Raw genomic sequence first — 15,370 nt, 5'->3', positions numbered from 1 at the left:
GGAGTCACGATGCTGGACACGGACGTACGGACCGACCCGGAGCTGGAGCCGGACGACGACCCGGGCCGGTTCAACCGGCGCCGGGTCGTGCGGGTGGTGACGATCCTGACGCTGGGCATCCTCGCCGTGCTGGCGGTCTGGCAGGACCCCCTGTACGCCGGCTTCGGCCGCTAGACGGTGCCGGCCGCGTAGCCGTCGATCTCGGCCAGGAGGGCGGACTTGCCGCCGGCCGGGAGGAACGAGGCGCGCACGGCCGCGCGGGCCAGCTCGGCGACCCCGGCCTGGTCGAGGCCGAGCAGCCGGGCGGCGACCGCGTACTCCTCCTCCAGGGTGGTGCCGAACATCGGCGGGTCGTCGGAGTTGATCGTCACCGGCACCCCCGCGGCGACCAGCGCCGGCAGCGGGTGCTCGTCGAGGCTCGGCACGGCCCGGGTCCGCACGTTCGAGGTCGGGCAGACCTCCAGCGGCACCTGGTTGTCGGCCAGGTAGGCCATCAGCTCCGGGTCGCCGGCGGCGGAGATGCCGTGGCCGATGCGCTCGGCGCCGAGGTCGCGCAGCGCGGACCAGATCGTCTCCGGCCCGGTGGTCTCACCCGCGTGCGGGACGCTGCGCAGCCCGGCCGCGCGGGCCTTGTCGAAGTACGGCTTGAACTGCGGCCGCGGCACACCGACCTCCGGGCCGCCGAGCCCGAAGCTGATCAGCCCGTCGGGCCGCTGCTCGAGCGCGATCCGCAGCGTCTCCTCGGCGGCCGGCAGCCCCGCCTCGCCCGGGATGTCGAAGCACCAGCGCAGGTCGATCCCGAAGTCGCCGGCGGCGCTGCGCCGGGCGTCCTCGATGGCCGCGCAGAACTCCGCCGCCGGGATGCCCCGCCGCACGTGCGAGTACGGCGTGATGGTCAGCTCGGCGTACCGGACCTGCTGGCGGGCCAGCTCCCGGGCCACCTCGTAGGTGAGCGTCCGGACGTCCTCGTCGTCCCGGATCAGGTCGACCACGCTGAGGTAGACCTCGATGAAGTGGCCGAAGTCGCGGAACGCGAAGTAGTCGGCGAGCGCCGCCGGATCGGCCGGCACCGGGCTCTCACCCTCGTGCCGGGCCGCCAGCTCGGCGACGATGCGCGGCGAGGCGGATCCGACGTGGTGCACGTGCAATTCGGCCTTGGGCAACCCGGCGATGAACGAGGTCAGATCGGTCAACTTCTCCCCCTAAAGTTCGGCAACCACGAAGATCCGGCGGAACGGGAACGCCACAAACCCGTTCTGCGCAGGGTATTCGGCCGCCAGCCGGGCGCCGAGCGCGGCACGGAGATCGCGCCACCGCGTGTCGTCCAGCGCCGCCTTCACCGGGCGCAGCGCGGTGCCCTCCATCCAGCGCAGGACCGGGTGGTCCGGGCCCGTCTCGGGCAGCAGGTGCACATAGGTGGTCTCCCAGGCGTCGACGGCCGCGCCGGCGCCGGTCAGCAGCGCGGCGTAGCCGCTCGGATCGTCCACCGGGGCCTCCCGCACGATCTCGCCGATCTCCGCCCGGTACTGCGGGCTGCGGGCGAGCTCCTGCAGGGCGCGGTGCGACGGCGCGCCGAAGTTGCCGGGCACCTGCATGGCGAACCGGGCGCCGGACGGCAGCTCCCGGGCCCACCGGCCGATCAGGTCACGGTGGTCGGGCACCCACTGGAGCGCGGCGTTGCTGACCACCACGTCGGTGTCCGGTCCGGGCCGCCAGTCGCGCAGATCGGCGACGGCGAACTCCACCGGCGCTTCCAGGCCCCGCGCCTTCCCGATCATCTCGGGCGAGGAGTCGAGGCCGGAGACCCGCGCGCCGGGCCAGCGCGCCGCGAGGGTCGCGGTGAGCTCGCCGGATCCGCAGCCGAGGTCGGTGACGGCCCGCGGCCGCTCGGCGCCGATCCGGGCGACCAGGTCGAAGAACGGGCGCGAGCGCTCGTTGCCGAAGCGGTGATAGACGGCGGGATCCCACATGCGAGCCTCCAAACCGTACGTACGTCTTTTTTGCACCGTACCACCGGACGGATAGGGTCACGACGTGGAGAATCGCACCTTCGACCGGATGGGCCGCAGCGTCGGCGTCATCGGGCTCGGCGCCTGGCAGCTCGGCGCCGACTGGGGCACCGTCAGCGAGGACGACGCGCACGCGACGCTCGCCGCGGCGGTCGACGCCGGCGTCACGTTCATCGACACCGCCGACGTCTACGGCGACGGCCGCAGCGAGCAGGTCATCGGCCGGTTCATCAAGGGCCGGCCGGAGCTGACCGTGGCGACCAAGATGGGCCGCCGGGTGCCGCAGGAGCCGGAGCACTACTCGCTCGACAACTTCCGGGCCTGGACCGACCGCTCCCGCGCCAACCTCGGCGTCGACACCCTCGACCTGGTGCAGCTGCACTGCCCGCCGACCCCGGTCTTCTCCACCGGCGCGGTCTACGACGCCCTGGACACGCTGGTCCAGGAGAAGCGCATCGCGGCCTACGGCGTGAGCGTGGAGAAGGCCGACGAGGCCCTGGCAGCGATCGAGCGGCCCGGCACCGCGAGCGTCCAGATCATCCTGAACGCGCTGCGGCTCAAGCCCCTGGAGCGGGTGCTGCCCGCCGCCGCGGCCGCCGGCGTGGGCATCATCGCCCGGGTGCCGCTGGCCAGCGGCCTGCTCTCCGGCCGCTACGACGAGCAGACCACGTTCGGCGCCGACGACCACCGCAACTACAACCGGCACGGCGAGGCCTTCGACGTCGGCGAGACCTTCTCCGGGGTGGACTTCGGCACCGGGCTCGAGGCCGTGCGCCGGCTGCGGCCGCACGTGCCGGCGGGCGCCACCATGGCGCAGTTCGCCCTGCGCTGGATCGCCGACCAGCCCGGCGTCACCGTGGTCATCCCCGGCGCACGCAGCCCGGAGCAGGCGCGCGGCAACGCGGCGGCCGCCGCGCTGGCGCCGCTGGACGCCGCGGCGAGCGAGGCGGTCCGGGCCGTCTACCACGAGTTGATCAGGCCGCAGGTCCATGACCGCTGGTGAGGGAGTGCAGATGAAGGGGTGGACCTGGCTCACCGCGGGCGCGCTCTGCGTCGTGGTCGGCGGGCTCTGGACGGCGCAGGGCCTCGACCTGCTCGGCGGCAGCGCGATGAGCGGCGTGACGCTCTGGGCCGTCATCGGGCCGATCGTCGTGGTCGCCGGGCTCTTGATGATCGTCACCGGCGTCCGGGTCCGCGCGCGGAGCAAGCAGCAGTAACCGGCACAGAAAAACCCCGCACCCCCTGAGGAGGGATGCGGGGTCACTCAAGCCGATCTCCGCCAGGCGATCGACGGCCGGCGTCGCCACCGGCAGGTTGGTCTCAGAGCGGGCGAACCTGCTCCGCCTGCGGGCCCTTCTGGCCCTGGGCGATCTCGAACTCGACCCGCTGGTTCTCTTCCAGAGTGCGGTAGCCGCTCGTCTGGATGGCCGAGAAGTGGACGAACACGTCAGCACCCCCGCCGTCGACGGTGATGAAGCCGAAGCCCTTGTCTGCGTTGAACCACTTCACGGTTCCTTGCGCCATGCTGAACTCTCCTTCTGAAAATGCCGGCCCGGTGATGCGGGGCCGATGGTCGTTTTCGAGCAGCGGCACCGCGAGGGGGCGGCTTTTCAGAAGGACTGGCCCCTGAACCACATACACAAAAACTGGCCACACTGTACCCGAAGAAGCAGTCCGAAGGCTGCCCCTAGAGCGAATCCAGTTCGGTCCCCACCGGGCCTTAATTGGCCTTCAGCAGCGCTCAGACGGGCGCCGGAGGCCTCGACCGGGGTCTATGCGAAGTCCGGTCGAGGCCTCCGGCCACGGTCTATACGAGTCGAAATGTCAGTCCGGCCACTCGCCGGTGATGCGCCGGATGCCGGCCGCGCCACCGCGATCGACGAGCGCCTTTACCGTCGCGAAGATCGCGCCCTGCAGCGCCGCCGCGGCGATGACCTCGCCCCAGCCCCGGTCCTCGTCGGTGGCGTTCGGCGCGTCGTCGTCGCCGGAGGCCAGCCGCCAGACCTCCTTGAAGACGAAGCCCGCCACCGCGCCGGCCGCGACGCCGAGCAGCAGCCCCACGGGCTTGTACGCCACCTTCCGCAGCACGTGGCTCACCTGCGCCTCCCCCGCACGATCAGGATGGCGCCGATCAGGGCGGCGCCCGCCACGAGCGCGGCGGCGAACGGCACCGCGTTGCGCCGCACCTTCACGGACGCTTCGTGCACCTGCGCCCGCGCCCGCTGCTTGGTCTGCTCGACCTGCTCCTTCGCCCGGGCCTTCACGTCCGCCTTGGCCGCGAGGGCCTGCACGGTCTCCCCGAGATCGGCACGAGTCTGCTTGATGTCCTCACGGAGCGCGGCCACATCGGGCCGCCCACCTGCCGATCCGTTCATGTTGCTCATGCCAGGCTCCTGGTCTTGATCGCGTGCTTGACCTCGTCGACGTCCGCCTTCGCGCTGGCCATGGCGGCCGACGGCTCCGGCGGGACGGCCTTGCCGACCTGCCGCTTGCCCAACAGCGCCAGGACACCGGCCGCGGCGAACAGCACCACGGTGATGATCAACGCGGCGAGCCACAGCGGCAGGAACAGGTCGAGGACGATGATCAGCGTGGCGAACAGCGCGCCGACGCCGTAGAACGCGAACGCCGCACCCCCGCCGAACAGGCCCGCACCGATTCCGGCGTGCTTAGCCTTCTCCGCGAGCTCCGCCTTCGCAAGGGTGATCTCGTCCCGCACCAGCCGGGACAGCTGCTCGGTCGCATGCTGTACCAGTTCCGAGGTGGACTGGTCGGTCACCGGACGGGCCGGGCTACCGTTCAGGACATCGGCCATGGTGTCCTCCTTCCCAATGACGGCTTAATGCCCTGCGCAGGGCCGGATCAATCCTCGCAAACCATGGCCCGGAATTACTGCCGCATACCGGACGTGGAGGCTCTCGAGGGGTCCTCGGGTCCACCGAAGGTGGCGGCCCGCTCGTCGCCGTCGCCCGCGCCGCCGAAGACCCGGCCGTCGTCGGGGGCGTCCGGACCGGGCTGCGCCGGTACCGCGGGCTCGGCGAGCTCGGCGGGCCCCGCGTTCGCCACGTCGGCGCGCAGCCGCGGCAGCGAGTCGCGCCGGTGCTCGTACACCCAGGCGACGAGCCGCTCCCGGACCAGGCAGCGCAGGTCCCACAGCGAGCCGGCGTCGCCGGCGCTGACCAGGGCCCGTAGCCGGATCATACCGCCGACCGCGTCGGTAACCTGCAGAACGCACACCCGGCCGTCCCACAGCTCGGTGCCCTCGCAGACCGCGCGCAGCTCGGCCCGCAGGGGCTCGACCGGCGCCGACCAGTCCACGTCGAGCTCGGCGGTCCCCAGCACGGCGGAGTCGGTACGCGTCCAGTTCTGGAACGGCTTGGTGGTGAAGTAGGACGTGGGCAGAATCAGGCGCCGGTCGTCCCAGATCTGCACCGCGACGTAGGTCAGGGTCATCTCCTCGATGCGGCCCCACTCGTTCTCGACGACGACCACGTCGTCGATGCGCACCGCGTCGCTGAAGGCGAGCTGCAGGCCGGCGATCAGGTTGCCCAGCGTGCTCTGCGCCGCCAGCGCGGCGATGACGCTGATCAGGCCGGCCGAGGCCAGCAGGCTCACCCCGACGGCGCGCACCTCGGGGAAGGTCATCAGCATCACGCCCGCGGTGACCACCACGATGCCGGCCACGGTGACCCGGCGCAGCATCACCACCTGGGTCCGAAGCCGCCGGGCCTTCAGGTTGTCCGGCACGTCGACCCGCCAGCGCGCCAGCGCGACGTCCTCGAACACCAGCAGGAGCGCGCCGACGAGCCAGGCCGCCGAGGCGATCACGAGCAGCACCAGGCCGTGCAGCACGAGCTCGCGGCCGGCGAAGTCGCCCGCGAAACCGCGGACCGCCTGCTGCACCGCGAACGCGGTCAGCAGCGCGACGAAGGGCCGGTGCGCGGTCGCCGCCAGCTCGCTCAGCAGGGTCGATCGCCGGCCGAGGCGCCTGACGATCCAGTGCACGGCCTCGGCGAGCAGAAGCGCCGAGCCCGCCGCGATGACGACGGCGAGCAGGGCGGTCAGAACGCTGGTCAAGGAGTCTCCCCTTCTGGGTGCCAGCGCCTAGGTATACACGTCACACCTTGCGGTAGCGCGACTGCGAGAAGCAGTAGACGCCGTACGCGGCGATACCCAGCGCCACCAGGCCCAGCAGCCACGGCCCGTACGGCTGGCCGGCCAGCAGCTTGAGCGCGGCGTCGAGGCCGCGTGCCTTCTCCGGGTCGTAGGTGAGCGCGGCGGCCACGATCAGGGCGCCGGAGATCGTGTAGGCCACGCCCTTGGCGGAGTAGCCGGCGACGCCGAGGCGCCGGGTCGTCTTGCGCACGGTGGCGTTCATCTGGTGGGTGTTGAGGTGCTTCTCGAACTTGCCGGTGACGCCGTAGACCACCAGGCCGATGCCGATGGCGGCGACCACGACACCGATGAGGCCGATGAGCAGACGGCCGCCGGAGCCGTCCATCATGGACGAGGCGTTCTGTTCCTGGCTGTCGCCGGTCGAGGCGTTCGCGCCCTGCAGCACCTTGATGCCGATCCAGGCGAAGTAGACGTACAGCACCGCCCGGAACGCGGAGACGACCCGCTCGGCCATCGCCGTCCGGCCCCGCGCGCCGCTCTCGCCGATGACGGCCTCGAAGGCCTGCCAGACGGCCAGGGCGAACATGCCGATGACGGAGACGATGACGAGGAACCGGCCGAACGGCTGCGCGGCGAGGTGCCGGATCGCGCCGGACTGGTCGCTCTCGGCCGAGTTGCCGAAGGCGACCTGCAGCGCGAGCCAGGCGAAGAGCAGGTGGATGACGCCGTACATGATGAAGCCGCCACGGGCGAGGAGCTCGAGGGGCTTGCTCTCGGCGGCCCGTGAGGCCGTGCCGCGGACTTGCTCGGTGGCAGACATGCGACCTGGTATCACCAGCGCCGCGAGAGTTGAAACCTGCCGCACCCGCTACTGGCGTGCCACCACGAAGCTGATGTTGTCGGCGGTGATGCTGTCCAGCGAGACCTGAAGGCCACCGACGTCGACGGCCTGCTGGCCCTTGGTCAGCTGGATCTGCTCACCGGCCACGTCGAGGGTCACCGTGTTCGCGTCGGCGCTGACGAACTTGGCCTCCACGCCGAGGACGCTGGCGCTCGCGCTGGTGCTGCGCTCCAGCGTGACCGTGCACTGGTCCAGGCTGCAGTCGACGTTGTCGCTGCTGCACCCGGCGAGCAGCGTCAGGCCGAGGGTTGCGGCGGTGAACAGGGCGGCGAGGCGGCGTACCGGGGCGTTTGTCACGGGCCTAGGGTACTTCTCGCGCACCAGCCCGGGCGCTCAGGCCGCGATCGCCTGCCGGGACGGGTGCGGCACCGAGGTGCCGGCGATGATCTCGGCGGCCGCCTGGCCGCACGCCCGGGTCGCCCCGAACGTCGCCAGGTGTATCCCGCCGCTGACCGCGACCGGCACGCCCATCTCCACCACGATCGCGTCGGGCCGCGCGGCGAGGGCGTGCTCGAGCGCGGCGGCGATCCACGGGTGCCGGTGCGCGTCCCGCACGACGAGCACCAGCGGGCGGGCGCCGACCCCGGCCAGGATCAGCGCCGCGACGTCGGCGACGCCCGCCAGGTCCTCGGCGCACAGCCGCACCGAGGTGGTGCCGGGCAGCAGCGTGCTCAGCGGCGCGCCGACGCCCCACGGCGTCTCGGCGCCGATCGCGATGTTGCGCTCCGGCGAGAACTCGACGACGTGCGGCGCCCGGGTGAGCGGCAGCTCGGGGGCCGCCGCGGCGGCGGTGACCCGGACCGCGCGGCGGGCGGCGGCCTGGCCGACGGCCGAGCCGCCGATGACCGCCACCTCGTGCGCGCCGGAGCCGGCGGCGTCGGCGACGGCACGGGCGCCGATCGCGGTCTGCGTCCGCTGCGTCCAGGCGGCCAGCCGGCGTACCCGTTCGGCGGCGTCCCGCAGCCGCGCCTCGGGCAGCTCGCCGTCGCGGACGGCGGCGACGATCGCGTCCCGCAGCCGGATCGCGGTGTGCTCGTCGGCGTGGTCGCCGCCGACGCAGATGGCGTCGGCGCCGGCGGCCAGGGCCCGCACCGTGGCGCCCTCGAGGCCGTACGTGCGGCGCACGCCCTGCATCTCGATGCCGTCGGTGACGATCAGCCCGTCGAAGCCCAGCTCCTCGCGGAGCAGCCCGGTGAGGATGCGCCGGCTCAGCGTCGCGGGCAGGTCCGGGTCGTAGGCGGGCACCAGCAGGTGGCCGGTCATCACCGACTGCACCCCGGCGGCGATGGCCGCCCGGAACGGCACCAGCTCGACCTCGGCGAGGCGCTTGCGGCTGCGATCGATCAGCGGTACGGCGTGGTGCGAGTCGACGGCGGTGTCACCGTGGCCCGGGAAGTGCTTGGCGCAGGCGGCCACGCCGGACTCCTGCAGACCGCGGATCCACGCCGCGCCGTGGCGGGCGACCAGATCGGGCTCGGCGCCGAACGCCCGTACCCCGATGACCGGATTGTCGGGGTTGCTGTTGACGTCGGTGTCCGGCGCGTAGTCGAGCGTGATGCCCGCGTGTGCCAGCTCGAGGCCCAGGTCCCGGGCGACGGCGCTGGTCAGCTCGGTGTCGTCGATCGCGCCCAGGCCCAGGTTGCCGGGGCGGGAGCTGCCGTGCCGCGACTCCATCCGGGTGACGTCGCCGGCCTCCTCGTCGATGGCGACGATGACGTCCGGGCGTTCGGCGCGCAGCTGCGCGGTCAGGGCGGCGACCTGCGCCGGCGTCTCGACGTTGCGGGCGAACAGCGCGACGCCGCCCAGCCCCTCGCCGAGCGCGCGGCGGACCCAGTCGGGCACCGTGGTGCCGACGAATCCCGGCTGAAGAACCGTCGCGGCCAGCTCCGGCAGTTCCCCATGATTCGGCATAAGTCCGCGTACCTCCGGTGACGACATACGCGCTCAGCGAGCACGTCCCCCAACGTGATCGACCGGGACCGTCATGGGCGCGGCGACGACTTATGGTCACCCACTTCCGGGTTTCAGTCAACAAACCTTTCTATTAAGCCTACTTAAAGTGTTCGGTCCATCGCTCGTCCGGATAGGCTTCGGCGCGTGCAGAACGACGCGATTTCCCCGGTCCTGGCCGCCTCCGGAGTGGACTGGTCGCAGGTGCACGCCGTGAAGCTGCTCGGCGTCGCGTTGGGGGCATTGATCCTGTTCTGGGCGATCCGCCGGATGTTCGGCGGTAAGTGACGGCGGTTTGCCTGTCGCACCCCTGGGGCACAATGGCCGCTCGATGAAGCTACCCATATACGGCCCCCGCCTGCGCAGGGTCGCCCGCCGGCACTTCGGCTGGCCCACCCTGCGCCCCGGCCAGTTCAAGCCCATGCGGGCCGTGCTGCGCCGCCGCGACGCGCTCGTCGTGCTGCCCACCGGCGCCGGCAAGTCGGCGATCTATCAGATCCCGGCGGTCCTGCTGCCCGGGCCGACGGTGGTGATCTCGCCGCTGCTCGCCCTTCAGCAGGACCAGATCGCCGCGCTCAACGAGCGCGCCGACCCCCGGGTCCGCGCGGTCCGGGTCAGCTCGGCCGAGACACCCCGCCAGCAGCGCGAGGCGATCCGGGAGGTCGCCGAGGGCCGCGCGGAGTTCCTCTTCATCACCCCGGAGCAGCTCAGCAATCCGGAGTGGACGGCCGAGGTGCGCGCGCTGCGGCCCGGGCTGGTCGCGATCGACGAGGCGCACTGCATCTCCGCCTGGGGACACGACTTCCGGCCCGACTACCTGTCGCTCGGGCACCTGATCAAGGGCATCGGCCGGCCGCCCGTGCTGGCGCTCACCGCCACCGCGTCGCCGCCGGTGCGCGACGACATCATCGCCCGGCTGGACCTGCACCGGCCCGAGATCCACGTGTCCGGCCTGGACCGGCGCAACCTCTTCCTCGAGGTGGCGCACTGCCCCGACGAGGACTACCGCTGGCGCCGGCTCGTCGCGCTGCTCGACTCCGTGCCGCGCCCCGGCATCATCTACGTCGCCACCCGCCGCGCCGCCGAGGAGCTGGCCGAGCGCCTCACCGGGGCCGGCTACCGGGCCGACTTCTACCACGGCGGCATGGCCGCGGGCCCCCGCGAGCAGCGGCACGTGGACTTCACCGCCGACAAGATCGACATCATGGTCGCCACGTCGGCCTTCGGCATGGGCATCGACAAGGCCAACATCCGCTGGGTGGCGCACATGGCCCTGCCGGACTCGCCGGACAGCTACTTCCAGGAGATCGGCCGGATGGGCCGCGACGGCGAGCCGGGCCGCGCGCTGCTGCTCTGGCGCGCCGAGGACGAGGCGATCCAGCGGTTCTTCAACGGCGGCGGCCCCGACCCGGTCGAGCTGCGCGAGCTGGCGGCCGCGCTGCGCGCCGGCCCGGCCACGAAGACCGCCCTGCAGAAGAAGAGCGGTCTCAGCCCTCGCCGGCTCGGCGCGCTGCTGGGGCTGCTCGAGCAGGTCGGCGCCGCCGTCGCCGGGCAGGGCAACAAGTGGACGGTCCCGGTCTTCGCGCCGCTGCCCGCCGCCGCGGCGGAGGCCGCCGCCGCGGAGCACGAGCGGCGCCAGGTCGTGCAGCGGTCCCGCATCGACATGATGCGGGCCTTCGCGCAGACCACCGCTTGCCGCACGCAGACCCTGCTGGCCTACTTCGGCGAGCACCTCGCGAAGCACTGCGGGCACTGCGACAACTGCGCCGGTGGCGCGACCGGGCGCACCGCGCGCGACCGCGCCGACGAGCCGTTCGCCGTGCACAGCACGGTCCGGCACGCCGAGTGGGGCCCGGGCATGGTGATGGGCTACGAGGCGGAGCGCATGACGGTGCTCTTCGAGACCGTCGGCTACAAGACCCTCTCCGTGCCGGTCGTCACCGAGCAGCGGCTCCTCACGGCCGGGTAGCCGGGTTCCCGGTGCGGCGTTCTGGGTAACGTCGACATTCTGTCGACAGCGAGAGAAGCGAGGATCAGTGACGGACGCACCGCAGTACGCCGAGTTCGGCTTCACCGACAGCGAGTGGGGGCTGCTAGTCGGCCTGCCGCAGTCGGTACTGACCGCCGCGAGCGTGGCGACACACGACAGCGCCCGCAAGACCCGCGCCGAGACGGCCGCGGGCCTCGACGAGATCGCCGACGCGCGCGGCTCGGCCAGCGCGCTGGTCGCCGCGATCGCCGGGGCCGTCCTGGACCTGACCGGCGACCCGGAACGCGGCGAGGTGCTGCCGGCGATCGAGCCGGCCGACCCGGTCGGCTACGCCCAGGACGTGCTCGAGCGGGCCGCGCAGGCGGCGGTCCTGCTCTCCGGCAAGGTCCCGGCGGCGGACGCGGAGACCTACAAGCACTGGCTGGTGGAGATCGCGGAGAGCGTGGTCGGCGCGGCGTCGACCGGCGGCGTCCTCGGCATCGGCGGCGACACCGTCACCGAGGACGAGCGCACCTTCCGCGACGAGCTGGCGAAGGTCCTGGCCGGCTGACACCCGCGACCGCGCCGGCGCCCGAGGCGCCGGCGCGGTGCAGGCTCGATCAGACGCGGAACCCGGCCACGAGGGCCTGCAGCGAGCGGCTCAGCTCGTCGAGCTCGCCCGACGCGCGCCGGGACTCGTCGACCGAGGCGGTCGTGTTCCGGGCCGCGTCGGCCACGCTGCCGATGTTCACGGCGATCTGCTCGGACGCGGCGGCCGCGTCGCCGACGCTGCGGTTCATCTCGTTGGTCGTCGCGGTCTGCTCCTCGACGGCCGAGGCGATCGTGGTCTGGTAGTCGCTGATCCGGGTGATGACCTCGGTGACGTCGGCGATGGCCGCGACGGCGCTCGCGGTGTCGGCCTGGATCGCCTCGACCCGCCGGGAGATGTCCTCGGTCGCCCGGGCGGTCTCCTGCGCCAGGTCCTTGACCTCACCGGCGACCACCGCGAAGCCCTTGCCGGCCTCGCCGGCCCGGGCCGCCTCGATGGTGGCGTTGAGCGCGAGCAGGTTGGTCTGCTCGGCGATGTTGGTGATCGCCTTGACCACGTCGCCGATCATGCGGCTCGAGTCGCCGAGGCGCGACACGGTCTCGGTGGTGATCCGGACCTGGTCGACGGCGCCGGCCGCGACGGTGGCCGCCTCGTGCGCGTTGTGCGAGATCTCGCTGATCGACGCGCCCATCTCCCCGGCGCCGGCCGCGACGGTCTGCACGTTGAGGGAGACCTCCTGCGCGGCGCCGGCGACGACGTTCGCCTGTGCCGAGGACTCCTCCGCGCCACGGGCGATCTGCCCGGACAGGCCGCCGATGCGGCGGCTGGTGTCCGCCAGCCCCTCGGCGCTGTGCGTCAGCTCCGAGATGACCTTGCTGACCAGGGTCAGCGCGGCGTTCGCCGACAGGCCGAGCCGGCCGACCTCGTCGGTGGAGGTCACGTTCACCCGATGGGTGAGGTCGCCGTCCGCGACCCCGGCCAGCACGCTCGCGGCGTCGTTGATGGGCCGGGTGATGCTGTGGGTGATCCGCCAGGCGAGTACGGCCGCGACGACGGCCGCCAGCAGGCAGCCGAGCACGAGCGTGGTCACGAGGCCGTCGGCGGCGTCACGGGCCCGCGCCGCCTCGGCCGTGTCGACGGCGGCCAGCCCCTCGCTGATCCCGCCCACCTTGAAGATCGCGATCGCGGTGAGCGCGATCATGCAGAGAATCACCACGAGGAAGCCGGCACCGAGCCGGCGTCCGACCTTGAGGTTCGACAACTTCACCTGATCACCTTCGGGCAACGGTTTGCGGCCCACGGTGGGCCTTACCGCAAGGTCGACCGGACGGGGTGATACGTGAGGCTTTTATGACTCTGCCGCGCCCCGTACGGGTGAGATGCTCGGAACATGGTGGTGGACGAGTCCGCGTGGGCACGGCCGTCCCCCGCGCTGCGGCCGTACGTCGCGCACTTCTCGGGCTGGCGGCAGGCCGGTGTGCCGTGCGTCACACACCGCGGGCTGCCGTCGCCGTACGTGACGCTGGTGCTGACCCTCGACGACCCGCTCGTGCTGTGCGCGCACCCCGACCGGCGGCAGCCGGCGCGGCGCTACGACGCGCTGGTCGGCGGCCTGCACCTGGCACCGACCCTGATCGCGCACGGCGGCCGGCAGTCCGGCGTGCAGGCCGCCGTGCATCCGCTGGGGTGCCGCGCCCTGTTCGGCCTGCCCGCGGGCGAGCTGGCGGGCCTCGACCTGGACCTGGCGGACGTGCTCGGCGCGGCCGCCGCCGAGGAGCTCCGCGAGCTGACGCGGGCCGCGCCGGACTGGCCGGGCCGGTTCGCGGCGGTGGACGCCGCGCTGCTCGCGCTCGCCCGCCGCCGCGCCGCCGAGGTTCACCCGGACGTGACGCACGCCTTCGGACGGCTGCTGGCGACCGGCGGCAACCTGGGCGTCCGGGCCCTGGCCGACGAGGTCGGCTGGAGCGCCCGCCATCTCACCGACCGGTTCCGGGTCGAGACCGGGCTGGGGCTCAAGGAGGCCGCCCGGGTGGTCCGCTTCGACCGGGCCCGGCGCCGGCTCGACCCGCGGACCCGGCTCGCCGACCTCGCCGCCGACGCCGGCTACTACGACCAGGCACACCTGAGCCGCGAGTTCCGGGCGCTGGCCGGCTGCTCGCCGTCGCGCTGGCTGGCCGACGAGTTCACTTTCGTCCAAGACTCATCCGCGCGGCGCAGCGAGGATGGCACCCATGGCTGAGACGAAAACGACCCCACCACCGCAGGTGTGGCCCACGCTGCGGGCCCGCGACGCGCGCGCCCTGATCCGCTTCCTGGTCGACGCGTTCGGCTTCACCGAGACCTCGGTGCACGGCGAGGGTGACCGCGTCGACCACGCCGAGCTGTCCTGGCCGCCCGGCGGCGGCATCATGCTCGGCTCGCACCGCGACGACCCGGACGACATCTGGGCGCTGAAGCCCGGCACCTTCGGCGCGTACGTGGTCACCGACGACCCGGACGGGCTGCACGACCGGGCGCTCAAGTGCGGCGCGACGATCGTCAGGGCGCCGGCGGACACCGACTACGGCTCGCGGGACTTCGCCGCCCGCGACCCGGAGGGCAACCTGTGGTCGTTCGGCACGTACCGCGGCGAGCCGCGTTAAGCGATCGCCTCGCCGGAGCGGTAGCCGGCCACGGCCGAGTACACCGAGCCCAACTGGGAGGCGACGCGCTTCCACGAGTACGCCTGCCGGGCCCGGTCCAGCGCCGCCGTCGCGTACGCGAATCGCCGGACCTTGTCGTTGACCAGCCGCCGCACTGCGCCGCCCAGGGCACGGGGGTCTCGGGCGGGCACCAGGTCTCCGGTGAGGCCGTCCACGACGGCCTCACCGAGGCCGCCGACGGCGGTGCCGATCACCGGCAGGCCGCAGGCCATCGCCTCCAGCGAGGTCAGCAGGGACTGCTCCTGCCAGGGCGCCGCGACCAGCAGGTCGGCGGAGCGGTACCAGCGCGGCATCTCGGCGCCCGGCACGCCGCCGACCAGGCGGAACCGGTCCGCGACCCGGAAGTGCTCGGCGATGGCCCGCAGCCGCTTGGCCTGCGGGTCGGTGGCGAGCCGGTCGGCGGGCGGGCCGCCGACGACGACGTACTCGGCGCCGGGCACGTAGCGCATGGCCTGGATGACGTCGCCGTGGCCCCTGCGCTCGGCCAGCCGTCCGACGGACAGGATGCGGGTCCGCCCCGGGTCGCGCTCGGCGGCCGGCCCCTCGGGGGTGAAGAGTTCGCTGTCGACGCCCGCGGGCACCACCGTCAGCTGCGCCCGGGGTACGCCGATGCGCACCAGGCCGCGCGCCTCGTCCTGGCTCTGGGCCACCACCCTGTCGACCGCGCGGCCCAGGGCGCGCTCGTAGCCGTTGCGCGACGGCCCGTCCTGATCGGCGGCGCCGGCGCCGCCGAGCTCGTGGAACGACTGCACGACCGGGATGCCGACCCGCCGGGCCGCGGTGACCGCGGCCAGGCCGCTGGTCCAGAAGTGCGCGTGCGCGACCTCGGGGACCCAGTCGTCCTCCTGCCATTCGGTACGCAGCCACTGCGCGAATTCGCCCATGTGCGCCAGCAGCCGTTCGGCCGGCAACTCCCGCGCCGGGCCGGCGGGCACATGCACGACGCGGACGCCCTCGCCCATCGGCACGGTCTCGGGCAGGCCGGGCGCGTCCCGGCGGGTGTACACCCGCACGTCATGACCGGCGGCGGCCAGCGCGGTGGACAGGTCGGCGACATGACGCTGCTGCGCGCCGGCGGCAGCGGTGGGCAGTGGGCTCGCCTGTTCGGAGATCATGGCGATGCGCACAGGGTCCTCCTCCGACAGGTGGGTTCCGGGAGAAGACCGGATTCGA

The 15,370-nt window shown here is 73.0% G+C and carries 20 protein-coding genes; 8 read left to right on the top strand and 12 right to left on the bottom strand.

Annotated features, from left to right (window positions below):
- The first annotated feature begins 9 nt into the window (after window positions 1–9).
- On the top strand, window positions 10–174 hold the full coding sequence (locus tag ACIBSW_RS30805) for a hypothetical protein (RefSeq protein ID WP_354727652.1): 165 nt from the start codon (window positions 10–12) through the stop codon (window positions 172–174).
- Here ACIBSW_RS30805 and ACIBSW_RS30800 read toward each other — a convergent pair.
- Complete coding sequence (locus ACIBSW_RS30800) at window positions 171–1,193, bottom strand: adenosine deaminase (protein ID WP_354727654.1); 1,023 nt, start codon at window positions 1,191–1,193, stop codon at window positions 171–173. The two genes, ACIBSW_RS30805 and ACIBSW_RS30800, sit on opposite strands and share 4 nt — an antisense overlap.
- A gap of 9 nt (window positions 1,194–1,202) precedes the next feature.
- The gene (locus ACIBSW_RS30795) at window positions 1,203–1,970 is read right to left on the bottom strand and encodes a trans-aconitate 2-methyltransferase (RefSeq protein WP_354727656.1); all 768 of its coding nucleotides are present in this window, start codon (window positions 1,968–1,970) and stop codon (window positions 1,203–1,205) included.
- Between the two features lie 64 nt (window positions 1,971–2,034).
- Here ACIBSW_RS30795 and ACIBSW_RS30790 point away from each other — a divergent pair, with 64 nt between their 5' ends.
- Together ACIBSW_RS30790 and ACIBSW_RS30785 are read left to right on the top strand one after the other, a co-directional pair.
- A complete protein-coding gene (locus ACIBSW_RS30790; RefSeq protein ID WP_354727658.1) occupies window positions 2,035–3,012 on the top strand; it encodes an aldo/keto reductase in 978 nt (325 codons plus the stop codon).
- A gap of 10 nt (window positions 3,013–3,022) precedes the next feature.
- The gene (locus ACIBSW_RS30785; protein ID WP_354727660.1) at window positions 3,023–3,226 is read left to right on the top strand and encodes a hypothetical protein; all 204 of its coding nucleotides are present in this window, start codon (window positions 3,023–3,025) and stop codon (window positions 3,224–3,226) included.
- 103 nt (window positions 3,227–3,329) lie between these two features.
- Here the strand turns inward: ACIBSW_RS30785 and ACIBSW_RS30780 are convergent, their stop codons facing one another.
- The 8 genes from ACIBSW_RS30780 to ACIBSW_RS30745 form a co-directional block, all read right to left on the bottom strand.
- Complete coding sequence (locus tag ACIBSW_RS30780) at window positions 3,330–3,533, bottom strand: cold-shock protein (protein ID WP_011905669.1); 204 nt, start codon at window positions 3,531–3,533, stop codon at window positions 3,330–3,332.
- A gap of 300 nt (window positions 3,534–3,833) precedes the next feature.
- Window positions 3,834–4,106, bottom strand: coding sequence for a DUF4235 domain-containing protein (locus tag ACIBSW_RS30775; RefSeq protein WP_354727662.1), 273 nt, complete (start codon window positions 4,104–4,106; stop codon window positions 3,834–3,836).
- Window positions 4,103–4,393, bottom strand: a complete 291-nt coding sequence (locus ACIBSW_RS30770) for a DUF3618 domain-containing protein (RefSeq protein ID WP_354727664.1) — start codon at window positions 4,391–4,393, stop codon at window positions 4,103–4,105. The genes ACIBSW_RS30775 and ACIBSW_RS30770 overlap by 4 nt, the downstream gene beginning before the upstream one ends.
- Window positions 4,390–4,824: a phage holin family protein gene (locus ACIBSW_RS30765; RefSeq protein ID WP_354727666.1), complete on the bottom strand. Its 435-nt coding sequence runs from the start codon at window positions 4,822–4,824 to the stop codon at window positions 4,390–4,392. Before ACIBSW_RS30765 ends, ACIBSW_RS30770 begins: the two co-directional genes overlap by 4 nt.
- A 74-nt stretch (window positions 4,825–4,898) precedes the next feature.
- The gene (locus ACIBSW_RS30760; RefSeq protein WP_354727668.1) at window positions 4,899–6,086 is read right to left on the bottom strand and encodes a mechanosensitive ion channel domain-containing protein; all 1,188 of its coding nucleotides are present in this window, start codon (window positions 6,084–6,086) and stop codon (window positions 4,899–4,901) included.
- Between the two features lie 40 nt (window positions 6,087–6,126).
- The gene (locus tag ACIBSW_RS30755; RefSeq protein WP_354727670.1) at window positions 6,127–6,945 is read right to left on the bottom strand and encodes a DUF1206 domain-containing protein; all 819 of its coding nucleotides are present in this window, start codon (window positions 6,943–6,945) and stop codon (window positions 6,127–6,129) included.
- A 48-nt stretch (window positions 6,946–6,993) separates the two neighbouring features.
- Window positions 6,994–7,323, bottom strand: coding sequence for a hypothetical protein (locus tag ACIBSW_RS30750; RefSeq protein WP_354727672.1), 330 nt, complete (start codon window positions 7,321–7,323; stop codon window positions 6,994–6,996).
- A gap of 36 nt (window positions 7,324–7,359) precedes the next feature.
- Window positions 7,360–8,937: a glycoside hydrolase family 3 protein gene (locus ACIBSW_RS30745; RefSeq protein WP_354727674.1), complete on the bottom strand. Its 1,578-nt coding sequence runs from the start codon at window positions 8,935–8,937 to the stop codon at window positions 7,360–7,362.
- Window positions 8,938–9,123: 186 nt separating this feature from the next.
- Between ACIBSW_RS30745 and ACIBSW_RS30740 the strand changes: the two genes are divergently transcribed.
- From ACIBSW_RS30740 to ACIBSW_RS30730, 3 genes are all read left to right on the top strand, one after another.
- Window positions 9,124–9,264: a hypothetical protein gene (locus tag ACIBSW_RS30740; protein WP_354727676.1), complete on the top strand. Its 141-nt coding sequence runs from the start codon at window positions 9,124–9,126 to the stop codon at window positions 9,262–9,264.
- Between the two features lie 43 nt (window positions 9,265–9,307).
- Window positions 9,308–10,945 carry a RecQ family ATP-dependent DNA helicase gene (locus tag ACIBSW_RS30735; RefSeq protein ID WP_354727678.1) on the top strand — a complete coding sequence of 546 codons (1,638 nt, stop codon included), beginning with the start codon at window positions 9,308–9,310 and terminating at the stop codon, window positions 10,943–10,945.
- Between the two features lie 67 nt (window positions 10,946–11,012).
- Window positions 11,013–11,516, top strand: coding sequence for a hypothetical protein (locus ACIBSW_RS30730; protein WP_354727680.1), 504 nt, complete (start codon window positions 11,013–11,015; stop codon window positions 11,514–11,516).
- A 49-nt stretch (window positions 11,517–11,565) separates the two neighbouring features.
- Here ACIBSW_RS30730 and ACIBSW_RS30725 read toward each other — a convergent pair whose 3' ends face one another.
- Window positions 11,566–12,762, bottom strand: a complete 1,197-nt coding sequence (locus ACIBSW_RS30725) for a methyl-accepting chemotaxis protein (RefSeq protein ID WP_354728141.1) — start codon at window positions 12,760–12,762, stop codon at window positions 11,566–11,568.
- A gap of 123 nt (window positions 12,763–12,885) precedes the next feature.
- Here ACIBSW_RS30725 and ACIBSW_RS30720 point away from each other — a divergent pair, with 123 nt between their 5' ends.
- Entirely contained in the window at window positions 12,886–13,734 is an 849-nt protein-coding gene (locus ACIBSW_RS30720; RefSeq protein ID WP_354728139.1) for a helix-turn-helix transcriptional regulator, read from the top strand.
- The gene (locus ACIBSW_RS30715) at window positions 13,727–14,137 is read left to right on the top strand and encodes a VOC family protein (protein WP_354728137.1); all 411 of its coding nucleotides are present in this window, start codon (window positions 13,727–13,729) and stop codon (window positions 14,135–14,137) included. Before ACIBSW_RS30720 ends, ACIBSW_RS30715 begins: the two co-directional genes overlap by 8 nt.
- Here ACIBSW_RS30715 and ACIBSW_RS30710 read toward each other — a convergent pair.
- Window positions 14,134–15,324 carry a glycosyltransferase gene (locus tag ACIBSW_RS30710; protein ID WP_354728135.1) on the bottom strand — a complete coding sequence of 397 codons (1,191 nt, stop codon included), beginning with the start codon at window positions 15,322–15,324 and terminating at the stop codon, window positions 14,134–14,136. The genes ACIBSW_RS30715 and ACIBSW_RS30710 overlap by 4 nt on opposite strands.
- Between the last annotated feature and the right edge of the window lie 46 nt (window positions 15,325–15,370).

It is taken from the genome of Actinoplanes sp. NPDC049668, from assembly GCF_044465445.1.
Taxonomy (GTDB): domain Bacteria; phylum Actinomycetota; class Actinomycetes; order Mycobacteriales; family Micromonosporaceae; genus Actinoplanes.
The sequence above is the reverse complement of the archived record's forward strand: the minus strand, read 5'-3'. Positions and strand labels throughout refer to the sequence as shown.

Excerpts from the sequence above, each read along its gene's own strand:
- ACIBSW_RS30805 (WP_354727652.1), top strand. The coding sequence starts at position 10 with ATGCTGGACACGGACGTACGGACCGACCCGGAGCTGGAGCCGGACGAC.
- ACIBSW_RS30795 (WP_354727656.1), bottom strand. The coding sequence starts at position 1,970 with ATGTGGGATCCCGCCGTCTATCACCGCTTCGGCAACGAGCGCTCGCGC.
- ACIBSW_RS30785 (WP_354727660.1), top strand. The coding sequence starts at position 3,023 with ATGAAGGGGTGGACCTGGCTCACCGCGGGCGCGCTCTGCGTCGTGGTC.
- ACIBSW_RS30780 (WP_011905669.1), bottom strand. The coding sequence starts at position 3,533 with ATGGCGCAAGGAACCGTGAAGTGGTTCAACGCAGACAAGGGCTTCGGC.
- ACIBSW_RS30770 (WP_354727664.1), bottom strand. The coding sequence starts at position 4,393 with ATGAGCAACATGAACGGATCGGCAGGTGGGCGGCCCGATGTGGCCGCG.
- ACIBSW_RS30765 (WP_354727666.1), bottom strand. The coding sequence starts at position 4,824 with ATGGCCGATGTCCTGAACGGTAGCCCGGCCCGTCCGGTGACCGACCAG.
- ACIBSW_RS30755 (WP_354727670.1), bottom strand. The coding sequence starts at position 6,945 with ATGTCTGCCACCGAGCAAGTCCGCGGCACGGCCTCACGGGCCGCCGAG.
- ACIBSW_RS30745 (WP_354727674.1), bottom strand. The coding sequence starts at position 8,937 with ATGCCGAATCATGGGGAACTGCCGGAGCTGGCCGCGACGGTTCTTCAG.
- ACIBSW_RS30735 (WP_354727678.1), top strand. The coding sequence starts at position 9,308 with ATGAAGCTACCCATATACGGCCCCCGCCTGCGCAGGGTCGCCCGCCGG.
- ACIBSW_RS30720 (WP_354728139.1), top strand. The coding sequence starts at position 12,886 with ATGGTGGTGGACGAGTCCGCGTGGGCACGGCCGTCCCCCGCGCTGCGG.
- ACIBSW_RS30715 (WP_354728137.1), top strand. The coding sequence starts at position 13,727 with ATGGCTGAGACGAAAACGACCCCACCACCGCAGGTGTGGCCCACGCTG.